Below are 18564 nucleotides of genomic sequence, written 5' to 3' on the forward strand. Positions count from 1 at the left end.
CCGAAGAAAACGAATCCTATCCATGGACGCCAAGACCGGTCTGTTCTATCTGTTTGCCGCGGTGCTGCTGTTTGCAGCCTTCCGCGTCATCACCGCGCGCAACCCCGTGTATGCGGCGCTCTACCTGGTGCTGGCGTTCTTCCAGGCATCGGCCATCTGGCTCCTGCTGCGCGCGGAGTTCCTTGCCATCACGCTGGTCCTCGTCTATGTCGGGGCGGTGATGGTGCTGTTCCTGTTCGTGGTGATGATGCTGGACATCAATGTCGAAGGCCTGCGAGAGGGCTTCTGGAAGCACTTCCCGCTGGCCGCCGGGGTGGGTGCGCTGATTGCGCTTGAAATGGCCGCAGTGCTGATGGGCGGCTTCCGCCTGACCTCGCCGAAGACCCTGTCGGCGATTCAGGGCCCAGAGACCTCGAACACGCTCGAACTCGGCAAGCTGCTCTATTCGCAATACCTCTATCCGCTGGAAATCGCTGCCGTGATCCTGCTGGTGGCGATCATCGCCGCCATCGCGCTGACCCTGCGCACCCGCAAGGACAGCAAGTACGTGAACCCGGCCGACCAGGTCCGCGTCAAGGCGCGCGACCGCGTGCGCATCGTCCAGATGCCCGTCACGCGACAGGCCGAACCGGCCGCGGAGCCAGCAGCGCCCGCAGCGGAGACCAAGGCATGACGCTCACGCTCGGACACTTTCTTTCGCTAGGCGCGATGCTGTTCGCGCTGTCGGTCATCGGCATCTTCCTGAACCGCAAGAACCTGATCGTTCTGCTCATGTGCGTCGAGCTGATGCTGCTCGCGGTCAACATGAACTTCGTCGCCTTCTCGTATTTCCTCGGCGACATGCACGGGCAGGTCTTCGTGTTCTTCATCCTGACGGTCGCGGCGGCCGAGTCGGCCATCGGGCTGGCGCTGCTGGTGCTGCTGTTCCGCAACAAGTCGAACATCAACGTCGACGAGCTGAATGCGCTGAAGGGCTGAAGAAGGTTTACTCATGAGCGCTACTCTTTCCGCATCCACCCTGCTGGCCGTTCCGCTGGCGCCACTGGTCGGCGCCGTCGTCGCCGGCCTGTTCGGCACGAAGTTCGGCGGCAACCACATCGGCCGCCGCGTCACCCATTCGCTGACCATCCTCGGCGTGCTGGTGTCCTTCATCATTTCGGCGATGACGCTCGACAGCGTGGTCAACGACGGTGCCCGTTTCAACGCCACCATCTACGAATGGATGACGGTCGGCGGCCTCAAGATGGAAGTCGGCTTCCTGATCGACGGCCTGACCGCGATGATGATGTGCGTCGTGACCTTCGTGTCGCTGATGGTCCACATCTACACCATCGGCTACATGCAGGACGATGACGGCTACAACCGCTTCTTCGCCTACATCTCGCTCTTCACCTTCTCGATGCTGATGCTCGTCATGAGCAACAACATGCTCCAGCTGTTCTTCGGCTGGGAGGCGGTGGGCCTGGTGTCCTACCTGCTGATCGGCTTCTGGTACAACCGGCCGACCGCGATCTTCGCCAACATGAAGGCCTTCGTGGTCAACCGGGTCGGCGACTTCGGCTTCATCCTGGGCATCGGCCTGCTGGCCGCCTACGCCGGCTCGCTGAACTACGGCGAAGTCTTCGCCAAGGCCGACGCGCTGGCCAAGCTGAACTTCCCGGGCACCGAGTGGATGCTGCTCACGGTGGCCTGCATCTGCCTGTTCATCGGCGCCATGGGCAAGAGCGCGCAGTTCCCGCTGCACGTCTGGCTGCCCGACTCGATGGAAGGCCCGACCCCGATCTCCGCCCTGATCCACGCCGCGACCATGGTCACGGCCGGCATCTTCATGGTGGCGCGGATGTCGCCGCTGTTCGAACTGAGCGACACGGCCCTGAGCTTCATCCTCGTGATCGGCGGCATCACCGCGCTGTTCATGGGCTTCCTGGGCGTCATCCAGAACGACATCAAGCGCGTGGTGGCCTATTCCACGCTGTCGCAGCTCGGCTACATGACCGTGGCACTCGGCGCCTCGGCCTATTCGGTGGCCGTGTTCCACCTGATGACGCACGCCTTCTTCAAGGCGCTGCTGTTCCTCGGCGCCGGCTCGGTGATCATCGGCATGCACCACAACCAGGACATGCGCTGGATGGGCAACGTGCGCAAGTACATGCCGATCACCTGGATCACCTCGCTGGTGGGCTCGCTGGCGCTGATCGGGACGCCGTTCTTCTCGGGCTTCTATTCGAAGGACAGCATCATCGAAGCGGTGCACGAGAGTCACCTGTGGGGTTCGGGCTTCGCCTACTTCGCGGTGCTGGCGAGCGTGTTCGTCACGGCGCTCTATTCGTTCCGCATGTATTTCATGGTGTTCCACGGCAAGGAGCGCTTCGACCAGAACCCGGACGCTCACCACGACGACCACGGTCACGGCCACGACGACCATCACGAGCCGCACGAGTCGCCGTGGGTGGTCTGGGTGCCGCTGGTGGCGCTGGCGATCCCGTCGGTCGTGATCGGCTTCATGACGATCGGGCCGATGCTGTACGGCGAGTTCTTCAAGGGTGCGATCTTCATCGACGCAGGCAAGCATGAAGCCATGAAGGAACTGGCCGAGGGCTTCCACGGCCCGGTGGCAATGGCCCTTCACGGCCTGACGGCAGCGCCGTTCTGGCTCGCACTCGCCGGTGTCGTGGTGGCCTGGTACCTGTACCTGGTCAACCCGGCCCTGCCGGCCGCGATCAAGCGCGCCTTCGGCCCGATCTACACCCTGCTCGAGAACAAGTACTACATGGACTGGTTCAACGAGAACGTCATTGCCCGCGCCACCCGCGCCCTCGGCACCGGCCTCTGGAAGGGCGGCGACCAGGGGATCATCGACGGCGGCATCGTCAACGGCTCATGGAAGCTGGTCGGCCGCATCGCAGGTGCGGTGCGCTGGCTGCAGACGGGCTTTATCTATCACTACGCTTTCTCGATGCTGATCGGCATCTTCGTCCTGATGTCGTACTTCGTCTGGTTCAAGCGGTAAGCGGCTCTCTGGAGAAAAACAAAAATGGGTTTGTTGAGCCTTGCCATATGGATGCCGATCGCCTTCGGCGTCGTGCTGTTGGCCTTCGGTCGGGATGAACACGCCAGGGGCGTGCGCTGGGTTGCGCTGATCGGTTCGGTCGCGAGCTTCCTGGTCACCTTGCCGCTCTGGTCGCGATTCCAGAACGGCACCGCGGCGATGCAGTTCGTCGAGAAGGAGCGCTGGATCGAGCGCTTCAATATCCACTACCACGTCGGCCTGGACGGCATCTCGTTCTGGCTGGTGCTGCTGACCGCCTTCATCACCGTGATCGTCGTGATCTCGGCCTGGGAGGTCATCACCGAGCGCGTGAACCAGTACATGGGCGCCTTCCTGATCCTCTCGGGGCTCATGATCGGCACCTTCTCGGCGCTCGACGGCATCCTGTTCTACACCTTCTTCGAAGCCACCCTGATCCCGATGTACCTGATCATCGGTATCTGGGGCGGTCCGAACAAGATCTACGCGGCCTTCAAGTTCTTCATCTATACCTTGCTCGGCTCGCTGCTGATGCTGGTCGCGCTGATCTACCTGTACAACAAGTCGGGCGGCAGCTTCGACATCCTGACCTGGCACAAGCTGCCGCTGTCGGGCCAGGCGCAGACCTTCCTGTTCTTCGCCTTCTTCTCGGCCTTCGCGGTCAAGGTGCCGATGTGGCCGGTCCATACTTGGTTGCCCGACGTGCACGTCGAGGCACCCACCGGCGGCTCCGCGGTGCTGGCGGCGATCATGCTGAAGCTCGGCGCCTACGGCTTCCTGCGCTTCTCGATGCCGATCGCGCCCGATGCCTCGCACGAATGGGCCTGGCTCATGATCGCGCTGTCGCTGATCGCGGTGATCTACGTCGGCCTGGTGGCGCTGGTGCAGCAGGACATGAAGAAGCTGGTGGCCTATTCGTCGGTGGCCCACATGGGCTTCGTGACGCTCGGCTTCTTCATCTTCAACGAACTCGGCGTCGCCGGCGGCATCGTCCAGATGATTGCCCACGGCTTCGTCTCGGGCGCGATGTTCCTTTGCATCGGCGTGCTCTACGACCGCGTGCATTCGCGCCAGATCGCCGACTACGGCGGCGTGGTCAACACCATGCCCAAGTTCGCCGCCTTCGCGCTGCTGTTCGCGATGGCCAACTGCGGGCTGCCGGCCACCGCCGGTTTCGTCGGCGAATGGATGGTGATCCTCGGCGCGGTCAAGGCCAACTTCTGGCTCGGCCTCGGTGCCGCGACCGCGCTGATCTTCGGCGCCGCCTACACGCTGTGGATGTACAAGCGGGTCTACCTGGGATCGGTCGGCAACGACCACGTCAAGGAGCTCAGCGACATCAATGCGCGTGAATTCCTGATGCTGGCGCTGCTGGCGATCGCCGTGCTGTGGATGGGCCTGTATCCGAAGCCCTTCACCGATGTGATGAATGCCTCCGTGGACGGGCTGCTGCAGCACGTGTCCATCTCCAAGCTGCCCAAGCTGCCGTAAGAAACAAGATGATTGACAAACTCAGCTGGATGACGATCTACCCCGAGGTAGTGCTGCTGATCATGACCTGCGTGATCGCGCTGCTCGATCTCGCCTCGACCAGCCCGCGCCGCACCGGCACCTACATCCTGACCCTGCTCACGCTCGCGATCGTCGCGGTGCTGACCGGCTTCAACGCCTCCCTGGGCAAGACCATCTACGGCTTCGGCGGCATGGTCGTGAGCGACCCGATGGGCAACTGGCTCAAGTGCTTCGCGACGCTGGCGCTGATGGTCACGCTGGTCTACGGCCGGCCCTACGCGGGCGACCGCGGCATGCTGCAGGGCGGCGAGATGTTCACGATGAGCCTGCTGGCGCTGCTGGGCATGTTCGTCATGATGTCGGGCAGCAACTTCCTGCTGATCTATCTCGGCCTCGAACTGCTGACGCTCTCGAGCTATGCGCTGGTGGCGCTGCGCCGCGACAACGCGGTCGCCAGCGAAGCCGCCATGAAGTACTTCGTGCTCGGCGCGATGGCCAGCGGCTTCCTGCTCTACGGCCTGTCGATGATGTACGGCGCCACCGGCTCGCTCGACATCAACGAGGTGTTCAAGGCGATCGCCAGCCGTCAGGTGAACCACCAGGTGCTGGTGTTCGGCCTGGTCTTCATCGTCGCCGGCCTGGCCTTCAAGGTCGGTGCCGCTCCGTTCCACATGTGGGTGCCCGACGTCTACCAGGGCGCGCCGACCGCGGTCACGCTGATGATCGGCGCCGCGCCCGAACTGGCCGCCTTCGCGATCATCATCCGCCTGCTGGTCGAAGGCCTGCTGCCGCTGGCGATCGACTGGCAGCAGATGCTGGCGCTGCTGGCCATCGCCTCGCTGCTGGTCGGCAACCTGGCCGCGATCGCCCAGTCCAACCTCAAGCGCATGCTGGCCTACTCGACCATCGCGCAGATGGGCTTCATGCTGCTCGGCCTGGTGGCGGGCGTGGTCAACGGCAACACCTACAACGCCCAGTTCGCCTACAGCGCGGCGATGTTCTACATCATCACCTACGTGCTGACCACGCTGGCGAGCTTCGGCATCATCCTGCTGCTGGCGCGCGAAGGCTTCGAGAGCGAGGAGATCACCGACCTGGCCGGCCTCAACCAGCGCAGCCCGCTGTATGCCGGCGTGATGGCGATCGCCATGTTCTCGCTGGCCGGCATTCCGCCGCTGGTCGGCTTCTACGCCAAGCTGGCGGTGCTGCAGGCGCTGATCGCCTCCGGCCAGGGCATCTACATCGGCCTCGCGGTGTTCGCGGTCGTGATGTCGCTGATCGGCGCGTTCTACTACATCCGCGTGGTCAAGGTCATGTACTTCGACGCCCCGGTCACCGCGAGCACCGTCTCGGCGCCGCGCGACGTGCGCACCGTGCTGACGCTCAACGGCGCCCTGATCCTGATCCTCGGCATCCTGCCGGGCGGCCTCATGACGCTGTGCGCGAACGCGATCGTGGCCACGCTGGCCACCTGAGCGCGACGTGTCCCAGAGCGCGTCGGTCTGGATGGTGCTGGGGCTCGCGCTGCTGGCGGCCAACCTGCCGTTCCTGAACGAGCGCCTGCTCGGCCTGGTCCCGCTGGCGGGGCGCACCAAGTCGCTGGCCATCCGGCTGGCCGAACTGGTGCTGCTCTATGCCGTGGTCGGCGCCGTCGGGCTGCTGTTCGAGCGCCGGGTCGGGCAGATCGCGCCGCAGGGCTGGGAGTTCTACGCCGTCACGGCGGCGCTGTTCATCGTGCTGGCCTTTCCGGGCTTCACGTGGCGCTACCTCATGAAGCATCGCCACGCGCACCCGCACCCTCACTGACATGACCGACAAGCACCTCAAGGAAGAATGCACCGCCAGCGTAGAGCTGTTCAAGGGCAACTTCCTGCATGCCAAGCGCGACACGGTGCGCCTGCCGGACGGCCATACCGCGACCCGCGAATACGTGGTGCATCCGGGCGCGGTGGTGGTGATTCCGCTGCTCGAAGACGGCCGGCTGGTGCTCGAGCGCCAGTACCGCTACCCGATCGGCCATGTCATGACCGAGTTCCCCGCCGGCAAGCTCGATGCCGGCGAGGACCCGCTGCTGTGCGGCCAGCGCGAGCTGCTCGAAGAGACCGGCTACACGGCCCGCGAATGGGCCCGTGCCGGCGCGATGCACCTGGCGGTCGCCTATTCGACCGAGATCATCCATGTCTATTTCGCACGCGGCCTGACGCTGGGCGACCGGCAGCTCGACCATGGCGAGTTCCTGGACGTCATCACGGCCACGCCCGAGCAACTGCTGGACTGGTGCCGCGACGGCACGGTGTCGGACGCCAAGACGCTGACCTGCACGCTCTGGCTGCAGAACGTCCTGTCGGGCGCATGGGTGCTCGACTGGCACAGCGCGTCGTCGCCCAACGCCTGATAATCGGCGCATGAAGGTCCTCAACCTCCAGTGCGCCCATGGCCACGGCTTCGAGGGGTGGTTTGCGTCGCAGGACGCATTCGACACCCAGCTTGCCGACGGCCTGGTGGAATGCCCGATGTGCGGCGACACCGCGATCACCAAGCTGCTGGCCGCGCCGCGGCTGAATCTCGGCAATGCCCGGCCGCCGGCGGAAGCCGCGCCGGCCAAGCTGCCCGCCGCCGCCGATTCGCCCGAGGCGCGCTGGCTGCGCGCGGTGCGCGAGGTGATTTCCCAGACCGAGGACGTCGGCGAGCGTTTCGTCGACGAAGCCCGCAAGATGCACTACGGTGAAGCCGAGGAGCGCGGCATTCGCGGCCAGGCGACCCCCGAACAGGCACGCTCTCTGGCCGACGAGGGCATTCCGGTGTTCACGCTACCGCTGCCGGCAGCCCTCAAGGAGACGCTGCAGTAGCCTGCGGCGCTCAGGCGGGCTGGGGTTCCGCCGCGAATTGCAGGGCGGCCAGCCGCGCGTAGACCCCGTTCTGCGCCACCAGCGCCGCGTGCGTTCCCTGTTCGACGATGCCGCCGTGGTCCAGCACCACGATGCGGTCGGCCTTCTGCACGGTCGCCAGGCGGTGGGCGATGACCAGCGTGGTGCGACCCGTCATGGCCGATTCGAGGGCAGCCTGCACCATCCGTTCGCTTTCGGCGTCGAGCGCGCTGGTCGCTTCGTCGAGCAGCAGCAGCGGCGGGTTCTTGAGCATCGCGCGCGCGATCGCGATGCGCTGGCGCTGGCCGCCCGACAGCCGCACGCCGCGCTCGCCCAGGAAGGTGTCGTAGCCCTCGGGCAGGGCCCGCAGGAAACCGTCGGCGAAGGCGGCACGGGCGGCGGCGTGGACTTCCTCGACGCTGGCGTCGGGCCGGCCGTAGCGGATGTTCTCGAGCGCGCTGGCGGAGAAGATCACCGCATCCTGCGGCACCAGGCCGATGCGGGCGCGCAAGGCCTCCAGGGACAGCGCCGCAAGCGGCGTGCCGTCGAGGGTGATCCGGCCGGACTGGGGGTCGTAGTAGCGCAGCAGCAGCTGGAACACCGTGCTCTTGCCGGCGCCGCTCGATCCGACCAGCGCCACGGTCTCGCCGGGGGCGATCCGCAGGTCGAAATCGCGCAGCGCCGGGGTGCCGGGCCGGGACGGGTAGTGGAAGCCGACGCCCTCCAGCGACAAGGCGCTGCCAGCGGCCGGGACCGGCGCCTGGGCCGGCTCGGCGGGCGACACGATCACCGGCCTGGCATGCAGCAGTTCCATCAGGCGCTCGGTGGCGCCGGCGGCCCGCAGCAGGTCGCCGTAGACCTCGCCGAGCACCGCGGCGGCACTCGCCAGGATGATCACGTAGACCACCGTCTGCCCCAGGTGGCCGGCCGTGATGTCGCCTCGCAGCACCGCCTGGGTGCCCTGGTAGAGGCCCCAGAGCAGCGCCGCCGAGGTGGCGATGATGATGAAGGCCACGAGCACCGAGCGCGCGCGCGTGCGGCGCACGGCGGTGCGGAAGGCGCTGTCGGTGGAGGCGTCGAAGCGGGCCGCTTCGCGGGCCTCGGCGGTGTAACTCTGCACCACCGGAATCGCGTTCAGCACTTCGGCGGCGATCGCGCTGGAATCGGCCACCCGGTCCTGGCTGGCCCGCGAGAGCTTGCGCACGCGGCGGCCGAACCACATGCTGGGCAGCACCACCAGCACCAGGATGCCCAGCACCTGGACCATCACGTAGGGATTGGTCCAGACCAGGATGGCCAGGGCGCCCACACCCATGACCGCGTTGCGCAGCCCCATGCTGAGCGAGGAGCCGACCACGGTCTGGACCAGTGTCGTGTCGGCGGTCAGGCGCGACAGGACCTCGCCGGTCTGGGTGGTCTCGAAAAACACCGGGCTCTGGCGCAGCACATGGGCGTAGACCGCGTTGCGCAGGTCGGCCGTGACACGCTCGCCGAGCCAGCTGACGGTGTAGAAGCGGGCCGCCGAGAACAGCCCCAGCGCCACCGCGACCGCGAACAGGGCGACGAAATGCTCGCGCAGCGCCATCGTCTGCGCACCCTTGTCGGGATTGACCAGGCCGCCGTCGATCAGGCTGCGCAGGGCGATCGGGAACACCAGCGTGGTCGCCGCGGCCAGCACCAGGAACACCACCGCCAGGACGATCTGGGTGCGATAGGGGCGCAGGAAGGGCGCCAGACCCGACAAGGATTTTGGTGATCCTTTGGCGGGCGAAGGGGAAGAAGAGGCCATATCCCGAGCATTCTAGCGAACCCTTGCCCCACCAAAGGCCGCCTTGACAGTAATTGCCGAGGCAAGTACTATTCGGGTATGTCCGAATCCCAGACCCCCGAAGCGCGCCCCGCGCTGCCTTCGCCCGGCGAATTGCCGGAGGTCACGGCTTTCTACAAGGCCGAGAACTACCGCGCGGAAGAAAGCATCGGCTACATGATGCGCCGCATCCTGAGCGCGGTGGCCCAGTCGGTGGAACTTCGCATGTGCGATCCCGGACCGACCTATCCGCAGTGGGTGCCGCTGCACAAGCTGCACATGGGCAAGGTCACGACCGTGGCCGAACTGGCGCGCGAATGCGAACTCGACACCGGCGCCATGACCCGCCTGCTCGACCGCCTGGAGGCCAAGGGCCTGTGCCGCCGCGTGCGCTCGGTGGCCGACCGCCGCGTGGTCCACATCGAACTCACCGACGAAGGCCGCGCGGCGGCCCGGGAGGTGCCCGAAATACTCAGCCTCGTGCAGAACGAGCACCTGGCTGGCTTCAGCAACGAGGAGTGGGAGCAGCTCAAGGGCTACCTCCGCCGGATCCTCGACAACGCACAGGCCCTGTCGGCCCGTGGGGACAAGAAAAATGACTCGACTCCTTCCTGAGGGCGCCCTGCGCCGTACCAGCGCCATCGCCGCCGCCGTGCTGGCGCTGGCCGTCGCGGGCTGCGCCGACATGGGCGCCACCGCCTCGAGCCCCAAGATGCAGACCGCGGAGAGCCTCGGCCTGACTGCGGCGCCCGCTGCCCAGGCGGCGCCGGCGCTCGACAGCCAATGGTGGCTGGCCTTCGGCGATCCGCAGCTCAATGCGATGGTCGACCAGGCGATCGCGGGCAATCCCAGCCTGCAGGTCGCCCTGGCCCGGCTGGCGCGCGCGCAGGCCTCGGTGACGTACACCGAGGCCGCCGACAAGCCGCAGCTCAACGGCGGCCTCGATCTCACGCGCCAGAAGTTCAGCGACAACTACATCTATCCGCCACCGCTGGGCGGCTCGGTCCAGGAAAGCGGCAACCTCCAGCTCAGCGGCAGCTGGGAGATCGATTTCTTCGGCAAGAACCGCACCGCGCTCGATGCGGCGCTGGGCACCGCGAACGCCGCCGCCGCCGAAGCCGACGCGGCCCGGGTGCTGCTCTCCAGCAATGTCGCGCGCAGCTACGTGCAATGGGCGCGGCTGAACGACCGGATGGTGGTCGCCCAGCGCGCGCTGGCGCAGCGCGAAGAACTCCTCAAGCTGGTGCGCGATCGCGTGTCGGCCGGGCTCGACACGCGGCTGCAGCTGAAGCAGAGCGAGAGCAGCGTGCCCGAAGCACGCCAGCAGATCGAAGCCCTGAACGAGCAGATCGCGATCGCGCAGCACGCGCTCGACGCGCTGGTGGCCAAGCCCGGTGCGACCCAGGCGCTGACGCCGCCGCGCCTCGGCAACTTCAAGAACCTGGCGCTGCAGCAGAGCATTCCGGCCGACCTGCTGGGCCGGCGCGCCGACATCGCCGCCGCCCGCTGGCGCGTCGAAGCCGCGACCAGCGACGTCGCCAACGCCAAGACCCAGTTCTATCCGAACGTCAACCTGATCGCCTTCGCCGGCTTCCAGAGCATCGGCTTCGACAGCCTGCTGAAGTCGGGCAGCCAGCAGTGGGGCGTGGGCCCCGCGATCCGGCTGCCGATCTTCGAAGGCGGCCGCCTGCGTGCCAACCTGCGCGGCAAGTCGGCCGACCTCGACGCCGCGATCGACAGCTACAACGTCACCGTCATCGATGCCGTGCGCGATGTCGCCGACCAGCTCTCGAGCGTGCTGTACGTGGCGCGCCAGCAAGTCCAGCAGAAAGAGGCGCAGGACGCGGCCGAGGCGGCCTACGACATCGGCCTGCAGCGCTACAGCGCCGGACTCGGCAACTACCTGGACGTGCTGACGGCCGAAGTCACCGTGCTGGCGCAGCGCCGCGACGGCGTCGACCTCGCCGCCCGTGCGCTCGAGAACCAGGTCGGCCTGGCGCGCGCCCTGGGCGGCGGCTGGCAGCCGTCGGACACCACCACAGCCGCCGCCGCTCCCGCGCCCCGGCACCCCTGAACACTCCCGAACGAACGCTCCGAATCCGAAAGACACTGTCATGGAAAACAGCAACAACACCCCGAACGCTGCGTCTGCCGAACCCGTTGCGCAGGCCCCCGCCGCGAGCAACAAGCGCCGCCGCGCGCTGACCACGCTGGCCGCCGTCGTGGTCGTGGCCGGTGCCGCCTGGGGCGGCTACGAGTGGCTGGTCGCGAGCCATTACGAATCGACCGACAACGCCTACGTGCAGGGCAACGTGATCCAGATCACGCCGCAGATCAGCGGCACCGTGATGGCGATCATGGCCGACGACACCGACCTGGTGAAGGCCGGCCAGCCGCTGGTGCAGCTCGACCCGTCGGATGCCAAGGTGGCGTTCGAGCAGGCCGAGGCGGCGCTGGCCCAGGCGGTGCGCCAGGCGCGCACCCTGTATGGCAACAACGCGTCGCTGGCGGCCCAGGTCACGCTGCGCCAGGCCGACATCGCGCGCGCGCAGAGCGATATCGCCCGCGCCCAGGACGACCTCAAGCGCCGCCAGGCCCTGGCCGGCAACGGGGCGGTGTCGAAAGAAGAACTGAACCACTCCGAGACCGCGCTGGCCAACGCCAAGAGCCAGCTGGCGTCGGCCCAGGCCGCGGTGCTGTCGGCGCGCGAGCAGCTGACCACCAACCAGTCGCTGACCGACGGCACGCCGGTGGAGCGCCATCCGAGCGTGCTCGCGGCGGCGGCCAGGGTGCGCGAGGCCTACCTGGCCACCCAGCGCGTCGCGATGCCGGCGCCGGTCGAAGGCTATGTCGCCAAGCGCACCGTGCAGCTTGGCCAGCGCGTGGCCGCGGGCACGCCGATGATGTCGATCGTGCCGCTGAACCAGGTCTGGGTCGATGCCAATTTCAAGGAAGTGCAGCTGCGCAACATCCGCATCGACCAGCCCGTGAAGCTCACCGCCGACCTGTACGGCAAGAAGGTCGAGTACGACGGCCGCGTGGCCGGCCTCGGCGTCGGCACCGGTTCGGCCTTCGCGCTGCTGCCGGCACAGAACGCCACCGGCAACTGGATCAAGGTGGTGCAGCGGGTGCCGGTGCGCATCGCGCTCGATGCCGAGCAGCTCAAGGCCAATCCGCTGCGGGTCGGCCTGTCGATGGACGCCGAGATCGATGTCTCGAAGAAGGACGGCAAGTCGCTGGCCGATGCGCCGCGCGGCAGTGCCCTGATCCAGACCCAGGTCTACAGCCAGCTCGACAGCGGCGCCGACGCCGTGGTCCAGCGCATCATCGCCGCCAACCTCGGCCATGAGCCGGCGCCGAAGCCGCCAGCGGCCAGCAGCCTGCCGGTGTCGCCGATCTCCTCGCAGGCTCATCCGGGCTGATCGGGCGACCGCGCGCGATGTCGAACGCCACCGCCCCCACGCCGGTCCAGCCGCTCGAGGGCTCCGCCCGCGTCTGGGGAACCATCGCGCTTTCGGCCGCGACCTTCATGAACGTGCTCGACACGTCGATCGCCAACGTGTCGCTGCCGGCCATCGCCGGCGACCTCGGCGTCAGCTCGACGCAGGGCACCTGGGTCATCACCAGCTTCGCGGTGGCCAACGCCATCGCGGTGCCGCTCACGGGCTGGCTCACGCAGCGCTTCGGCCAGGTGCGCCTGTTCATGGCGAGCGTGCTGCTGTTCATCATCAGCTCCTGGCTTTGCGGGCTGGCGCCCAACATGACGATGCTGATCGCCTTCCGGGCGCTGCAGGGTTTCGTCGCCGGGCCGATGATCCCGCTGTCGCAGACGCTGCTGCTGTCGAGCTATCCGCGGGCCAAGGCCGGCCTGGCGATGGCGATGTGGTCGATGACCACGCTGGTCGCGCCGGTGATGGGGCCGCTGCTCGGCGGCTGGATCACCGACAACATCTCCTGGCCCTGGATCTTCTACATCAACATTCCGGTCGGGCTGGCGGCCGCGGGCATCACCTGGGCCATCTACCGCAAGCGCGAGAGCGCCACGCGCAAGGTGCCGATCGACGGCATCGGGCTGGCATTGCTGGTGGTCTGGGTCGGCGCGATGCAGCTGATGCTCGACAAGGGCAAGGAGCTCGACTGGTTCCACTCGGCCGTGATCCTGACTTTGGCCGTCGTCGCACTGGTCGGCTTCGCGTTCTTCCTGATCTGGGAGCTGACCGACAAGCACCCGGTGGTCGACCTGTCGCTGTTCAAGCGCCGCAACTTCTGGTCGGGCGCCTTCGCGACGGCGGTGGCCTATGGCCTCTTCTTCGGCAACGTGGTGATCCTGCCCCTTTGGCTGCAGCAGTACATGGGCTACACGGCGACGCAGGCCGGCATGATCATGGCGCCGGTGGGCATGCTGGCGATCATCTTCTCGCCGATCGTCGGGCTCACGGTCGGCAAGGTCGACCCGCGCCGCTACGCGACCTTCTCGTTCCTGGTGTTCGCGCTGGTGCTGTGGATGCGCTCGAACTTCAACACCCAGGCTGATTTCTGGACCATCATGATCCCGACCATCATCCAGGGCGTGGCGATGGCCTTCTTCTTCATCCCGCTGGTGACCATCACCTTGTCGGGCCTGCCGCCCGACCGCATTCCCGCGGCCTCCGGCCTGTCGAACTTCCTGCGCATCACCGCGGGCGCGATCGGCACCTCGGCCGCGACCACGTTGTGGGAAAACCGGGCCGCGCTGCACCACGCGCAGCTGGTGGAGTCGGTCAACACCGGCAGCTCCGCCGCCAACAGCGCGATCGCCAACTTCGGCGCCAGCGGATTCAGTGCCGACCAGGTGCTGGGGCAGATCAATCGCCTGGTCGACCAGCAGTCCTTCATGCTGGCTTCGAACGACGTCTTCTACGGCTCGGCGATGCTGTTCCTGTTCCTGATCCCGCTGGTCTGGCTCGCCAAGCCGGCGAAGGGAACCGGCGCGTCGGACGCGGCGGCAGGCGCCCACTGATTCCGGGCCGGCGCAGCCCGGCCTCAGGTTGCGTTGCAGCATAGGCATTTGCCCCAGTAGGCAAGTTTTGCCGCCGCTGCAAACAATGCGGTCCGCGTTACAAAGTACGCACATATGGACCGCATGACTGATTTTTCCTGCCAGCAACCGAGTGACCGCGCGAGATGAGTGACATCATTCTCGAGACACGCCAGCTCACCAAGGAATTCAAGGGTTTCACCGCGGTCAGCAAGGTCGACCTCCGGGTCGTGCGGGGCTCGATCCACGCGTTGATCGGCCCCAACGGTGCCGGCAAGACAACCTGCTTCAACCTGCTCACCAAGTTCCTCGAGCCGACCAGCGGCACCATCCTGTTCAACGGCCAGGACATCACCAGCGAGCGCCCGGCGCAGATCGCGCGGCGCGGCATCATCCGGTCGTTCCAGATCTCGGCTGTGTTCCCGCACCTGACATTGCTCGAGAACGTGCGTCTCGGGCTGCAGCGCGCGCTCGGCACCTCCTACCATTTCTGGAAGAGCGAGAAGTCGCTCAAGCCGCTCGATGCCCGGGCCCGCGTGCTGCTGGCCGAAGTCGGCCTCGAGGACCTGGCCGACGAGCTGACCGTTAACCTTCCCTATGGCCGCAAGCGCGCGCTCGAGATCGCGACCACGCTGGCGATGGAGCCCGAGCTGATGCTGCTCGACGAACCCACGCAGGGCATGGGCCACGAGGACGTGCACCGCGTCGCCGAGCTCATCAAGCGGGTCTCGGCCGGCCGCACCATCCTGATGGTGGAGCACAACATGAGCGTGGTCTCGACCATCGCCGACACGATCACGGTGCTGCAGCGCGGCGCCGTGCTGGCCGAGGGGCCGTACGCCGAGGTGTCGCGCAACCCGCAGGTGATGGAAGCCTACATGGGCACCACCGACGGCCAACTGCAGGGAGCCCATTGATGGCAGTCCCCGCACTCGAAATCAAGGACCTGCAGGCCTGGTACGGTGAATCGCACGTTCTGCACGGCGTCGACATGGTGGTGCAGCCCGGCGAGGTGGTCACGCTGCTGGGCCGCAACGGCGCCGGCCGCACCACCACCATGCGCGCCGTGCTCGGCCTCACCGGCGCCCGCAAGGGCAGCATCAAGGTCAACGGCACCGAGACGATTCACATGCCGACGCACCGCATCGCGCACCAGGGCATCGGCTATTGTCCCGAGGAGCGCGGCATCTTCGCGAGCCTGTCGTGCGAAGAGAACCTGCTCTTGCCGCCGGTGCTCAAGAGCGCCGACAAGGGCATGTCGGTCGACGAGATCTACGCCATGTTCCCGAACCTGGCGGAGCGCCGCCACAGCCAGGGCACGCGGCTCTCGGGCGGCGAGCAGCAGATGCTGGCGGTGGCGCGCATCCTGCGCACCGGCGCCCGGCTGCTGCTGCTCGACGAGATCTCCGAAGGCCTGGCGCCGGTGATCGTGCAGGCGCTGGCCCGCATGATCCACACGCTGCGCGGCAAGGGCTACACGGTGGTCATGGTCGAGCAGAACTTCCGCTTCGCCGCGCCGCTGGCCGACCGCTTCTACGTGATGGAGCACGGACGGATCGTCGAGAAGTTCGGCGCCGCCGAGCTCGAAGCCAAGATGCCGGTGCTCAACGAGCTGCTCGGCGTCTGATTCCCCTTTTTTTTCTCAACCTGTTGATTGAACGGAGAACTCTCATGAAGAACCAGTTCAGCGCCATGACCCTGGCCGTCGCCGCGACGGCACTCGCCTGCGGCGCCGCCCAGGCCCAGGAAAAGGTCAAGATCGGCTTCGTCACCGACATGTCGAGCCTCTATGCCGACGTCGAGGGCAAGAACGGCGCTCTCGCCATCCAGATGGCGATCGACGACTTCGGCGGCAAGGTGCTGGGCCAGCCGATCGAGCTGCTCACCGCCGACCACCAGAACAAGGCCGACATCGCGGCCTCGAAGGCGCGCGAGTGGATCGACACCGACGGCGTGACCATGGTCTTCGGCGGCACCAATTCCGGCACCGCGCTGGCCACCGCCAAGGTGGCGCAGGAAAAGAAGCGGGTCTACTTCAACAACGGCGCCGCTACCTCGGCGCTGACCAACGAGCAGTGCAGCCCCTACACGGTGCACTACGCCTACGACACGGTGGCGCTGGCCAAGGGCACCGGCGGCGCGGTGGTCGACCGGGGCGGCAAGAGCTGGTTCTTCCTGACCGCCGACTACGCCTTCGGCCATGCGCTCGAAGCCGACACCACTGCGGTGGTCAAGGCCAAGGGCGGCACGGTGGTGGGCGCGGTGCGGGCGCCGCTCAATGCCTCGGACTTCTCGTCCTTCCTGCTGCAGGCGCAGAACTCGAAGGCCCAGATCCTGGGCCTGGCCAATGCCGGCGGCGACACCATCAACTCGATCAAGGCGGCGAAGGAATTCGGCATCGGCAAGAGCATGAAGCTGGCCGGCCTGCTGATCTTCCTGAGCGACATCCACAGCCTGGGCCTGAAGAACACCGAAGGCCTGCTCCACACCACCAGCTGGTACTGGGACCTCAACGACGACACGCGCAAGTTCTCGAAGCGCTTCTTCGACAAGACCAAGCGCATGCCGACCGACATCCAGGCCGCCGACTACTCGGCCACCATGACCTACCTAAAGGCCGTGCAGGCCGCCAAGACCTCCGATGCCGACAAGGTGATGGCCGAACTGAAGAAGACGCCGATCAACGACTTCTACGCCAAGGGCGTGATCCGCGCCGACGGCCGCATGGTGCACGACATGTACCTGGTCGAGGTCAAGTCGCCGGCCGACTCGAAGCAGCCTTGGGACTACCTCAAGGTCAACGCCAAGCTGCCGGGCGACCAGGTCTTCACGACCCAGGCCGACTCCAAGTGCGCGCTCTGGAAATAGCGCGCGACCTCCACGATTTCCCTCACTCACCCCTTTGATCCGAACATGAAAAAAACCATCGCGCTTTCTGCTGTTTCCCTCGCCATCGCCTTCGCGACCGGGGCCGTCCAGGCACAGGAGAAAGTCAAGATCGGCTTCATCACCGACATGTCCAGCCTGTATGCCGACGTGGAGGGCAAGGGGGGTGCGACGGCCATCCAGATGGCGATCGACGACTTCGGCGGCAAGGTCAATGGCCTGCCGATCGAGCTGGTCACGGCCGACCACCAGAACAAGGCCGACATCGCCGCCTCGAAGGCGCGCGAATGGATCGACACCGACAACCTCACCATGCTGTTCGGCGGCACCAACTCGGGCACCGGCCTGGCGATGGCGAAGGTGGCGCAGGAGAAGAAGCGGGTCTTCATGGTCAACGGCGCGGGCGCCTCGGCGCTCACCAACGAGCAGTGCAGCCCCTACACCGTCCACTATGCCTACGACACGGTGGCGCTGGCCAAGGGCACCGGCGGCGCGGTGGTGGCGCAGGGCGGCAAAAACTGGTTCTTCCTGACCGCCGACTACGCCTTCGGCGCGGCCCTCGAGGCCGACACCGCCAAGGTGGTGAAGGAGAAGGGCGGCACGGTGGTGGGCAGCGTCAAGCATCCGCTCAACGCCTCCGATTTCTCGTCCTTCCTGCTGCAGGCGCAGAACTCGAAGGCCCAGATCCTGGGCCTGGCCAACGCCGGCGGCGACACCATCAACGCGATCAAGGCGGCGAAGGAGTTCGGCATCAACAAGTCGATGAAGCTGGCCGGCCTGCTGGTCTTCATCACCGACATCCACAGCCTGGGCCTGAAGAACACCGAAGGCCTGCTGCTCACCACCAGCTGGGACTGGAACCTGAACCAGGAAACCCGCGCCTTCGGCAAGAAGTTCTTCGACAAGACCAAGCGCATGCCGACCGACATCCAGGCCGCCGACTACTCGGCCACGACGACCTACCTGAAGGCGGTGCAGGCGGCCAAGAGCACCGACGCCGACAAGGTCATGGCCGAGCTCAAGAAGATGCCGATCAACGACTTCTATGCCAAGGGCGTGATCCGACCGGACGGCCGCATGGTGCACGACATGTACCTGATGCAGGTCAAGTCGCCGAGCGAGTCGACGCAGCCGTGGGACTACTACAAGATGGTCGCCAAGCTGCCGGGCGACGAGGTCTTCACCACCAAGGCCGAATCGAAGTGCGCCCTCTGGAAATAAGCTGAGCTCCTGACTCCTTCATCGCGATCCTTTCCGTCATGCAAATATCACTGCCAGCCTTGTTGAGCCAGCTCCTTCTGGGGCTGGTCAACGGGTCGTTCTACGCGATCCTGAGCCTCGGGCTCGCAGTGATCTTCGGCCTGCTCAACGTCATCAACTTCGCGCACGGCGCGCTGTTCATGCTGGGCGCGGTGCTGACCTGGATGGCGATGAACTATTTCGACGT

General features: G+C 66.4%; 18 protein-coding genes. 17 read left to right on the forward strand and 1 reads right to left on the reverse strand.

The features are described from left to right. The first annotated feature begins 22 nt into the window (after window positions 1–22). The 8 genes from AC1DF3_RS29840 to AC1DF3_RS29875 are packed head-to-tail and all read left to right on the forward strand — an operon-like array spanning window position 23 to window position 7389. Window positions 23–673: an NADH-quinone oxidoreductase subunit J gene (locus AC1DF3_RS29840; protein ID WP_286532242.1), complete on the forward strand. Its 651-nt coding sequence runs from the start codon at window positions 23–25 to the stop codon at window positions 671–673. After that, window positions 670–978 (forward strand): NADH-quinone oxidoreductase subunit NuoK, encoded by a 309-nt coding sequence (nuoK, locus tag AC1DF3_RS29845; RefSeq protein WP_286532244.1) that lies wholly within the window; start codon window positions 670–672, stop codon window positions 976–978. The genes AC1DF3_RS29840 and nuoK overlap by 4 nt, the downstream gene beginning before the upstream one ends. A gap of 13 nt (window positions 979–991) precedes the next feature. Next, window positions 992–3010 (forward strand): NADH-quinone oxidoreductase subunit L, encoded by a 2019-nt coding sequence (gene nuoL / locus AC1DF3_RS29850; protein WP_478141803.1) that lies wholly within the window; start codon window positions 992–994, stop codon window positions 3008–3010. A 24-nt stretch (window positions 3011–3034) separates the two neighbouring features. Next, window positions 3035–4519 carry an NADH-quinone oxidoreductase subunit M gene (locus AC1DF3_RS29855; protein WP_478141804.1) on the forward strand — a complete coding sequence of 495 codons (1485 nt, stop codon included), beginning with the start codon at window positions 3035–3037 and terminating at the stop codon, window positions 4517–4519. 8 nt (window positions 4520–4527) lie between these two features. Beyond that, window positions 4528–6015: an NADH-quinone oxidoreductase subunit NuoN gene (gene nuoN, locus AC1DF3_RS29860; RefSeq protein WP_286532250.1), complete on the forward strand. Its 1488-nt coding sequence runs from the start codon at window positions 4528–4530 to the stop codon at window positions 6013–6015. Between the two features lie 7 nt (window positions 6016–6022). Continuing rightward, entirely contained in the window at window positions 6023–6346 is a 324-nt protein-coding gene (locus AC1DF3_RS29865) for a DUF2818 family protein (RefSeq protein ID WP_286532252.1), read from the forward strand. Between the two features lies 1 nt (window position 6347). Beyond that, the gene (locus AC1DF3_RS29870) at window positions 6348–6935 is read left to right on the forward strand and encodes an NUDIX domain-containing protein (RefSeq protein ID WP_478141805.1); all 588 of its coding nucleotides are present in this window, start codon (window positions 6348–6350) and stop codon (window positions 6933–6935) included. A gap of 10 nt (window positions 6936–6945) precedes the next feature. Further along, on the forward strand, window positions 6946–7389 hold the full coding sequence (locus tag AC1DF3_RS29875) for a DUF1178 family protein (RefSeq protein ID WP_478141806.1): 444 nt from the start codon (window positions 6946–6948) through the stop codon (window positions 7387–7389). A gap of 10 nt (window positions 7390–7399) precedes the next feature. On the opposite strand, the gene AC1DF3_RS29880 is transcribed toward AC1DF3_RS29875, so the two are convergent. Beyond that, entirely contained in the window at window positions 7400–9196 is a 1797-nt protein-coding gene (locus AC1DF3_RS29880; protein WP_478141807.1) for an ABC transporter transmembrane domain-containing protein, read from the reverse strand. A gap of 78 nt (window positions 9197–9274) precedes the next feature. On the opposite strand from AC1DF3_RS29880, the gene AC1DF3_RS29885 reads away from it, so the two are divergent. The 9 genes from AC1DF3_RS29885 to AC1DF3_RS29925 all read left to right on the forward strand — a co-directional run. Continuing rightward, the gene (locus tag AC1DF3_RS29885; RefSeq protein ID WP_286529806.1) at window positions 9275–9829 is read left to right on the forward strand and encodes a MarR family winged helix-turn-helix transcriptional regulator; all 555 of its coding nucleotides are present in this window, start codon (window positions 9275–9277) and stop codon (window positions 9827–9829) included. Continuing rightward, a complete protein-coding gene (locus tag AC1DF3_RS29890; RefSeq protein ID WP_478141808.1) occupies window positions 9810–11288 on the forward strand; it encodes an efflux transporter outer membrane subunit in 1479 nt (492 codons plus the stop codon). Before AC1DF3_RS29885 ends, AC1DF3_RS29890 begins: the two co-directional genes overlap by 20 nt. A 40-nt stretch (window positions 11289–11328) precedes the next feature. Then, window positions 11329–12636, forward strand: coding sequence for an HlyD/EmrA/EmrK family protein (locus AC1DF3_RS29895; RefSeq protein WP_286532262.1), 1308 nt, complete (start codon window positions 11329–11331; stop codon window positions 12634–12636). A 17-nt stretch (window positions 12637–12653) separates the two neighbouring features. Further along, window positions 12654–14213, forward strand: coding sequence for a DHA2 family efflux MFS transporter permease subunit (locus AC1DF3_RS29900; RefSeq protein WP_286532264.1), 1560 nt, complete (start codon window positions 12654–12656; stop codon window positions 14211–14213). A 164-nt stretch (window positions 14214–14377) separates the two neighbouring features. Further along, entirely contained in the window at window positions 14378–15148 is a 771-nt protein-coding gene (locus AC1DF3_RS29905; protein WP_286529812.1) for an ABC transporter ATP-binding protein, read from the forward strand. Further along, a complete protein-coding gene (locus AC1DF3_RS29910) occupies window positions 15148–15858 on the forward strand; it encodes an ABC transporter ATP-binding protein (RefSeq protein WP_286529814.1) in 711 nt (236 codons plus the stop codon). The genes AC1DF3_RS29905 and AC1DF3_RS29910 overlap by 1 nt, the downstream gene beginning before the upstream one ends. Before the next feature lie 44 nt (window positions 15859–15902). After that, complete coding sequence (locus AC1DF3_RS29915; RefSeq protein ID WP_478141809.1) at window positions 15903–17099, forward strand: ABC transporter substrate-binding protein; 1197 nt, start codon at window positions 15903–15905, stop codon at window positions 17097–17099. 45 nt (window positions 17100–17144) lie between these two features. After that, window positions 17145–18338: an ABC transporter substrate-binding protein gene (locus AC1DF3_RS29920; protein ID WP_478141810.1), complete on the forward strand. Its 1194-nt coding sequence runs from the start codon at window positions 17145–17147 to the stop codon at window positions 18336–18338. A gap of 38 nt (window positions 18339–18376) precedes the next feature. After that, on the forward strand, window positions 18377–18564 hold a 188-nt coding region (locus AC1DF3_RS29925), incomplete at its 3' end, for an ABC transporter permease subunit (protein ID WP_478141811.1).

Source organism: Variovorax sp. 10N432 (assembly GCF_056394465.1).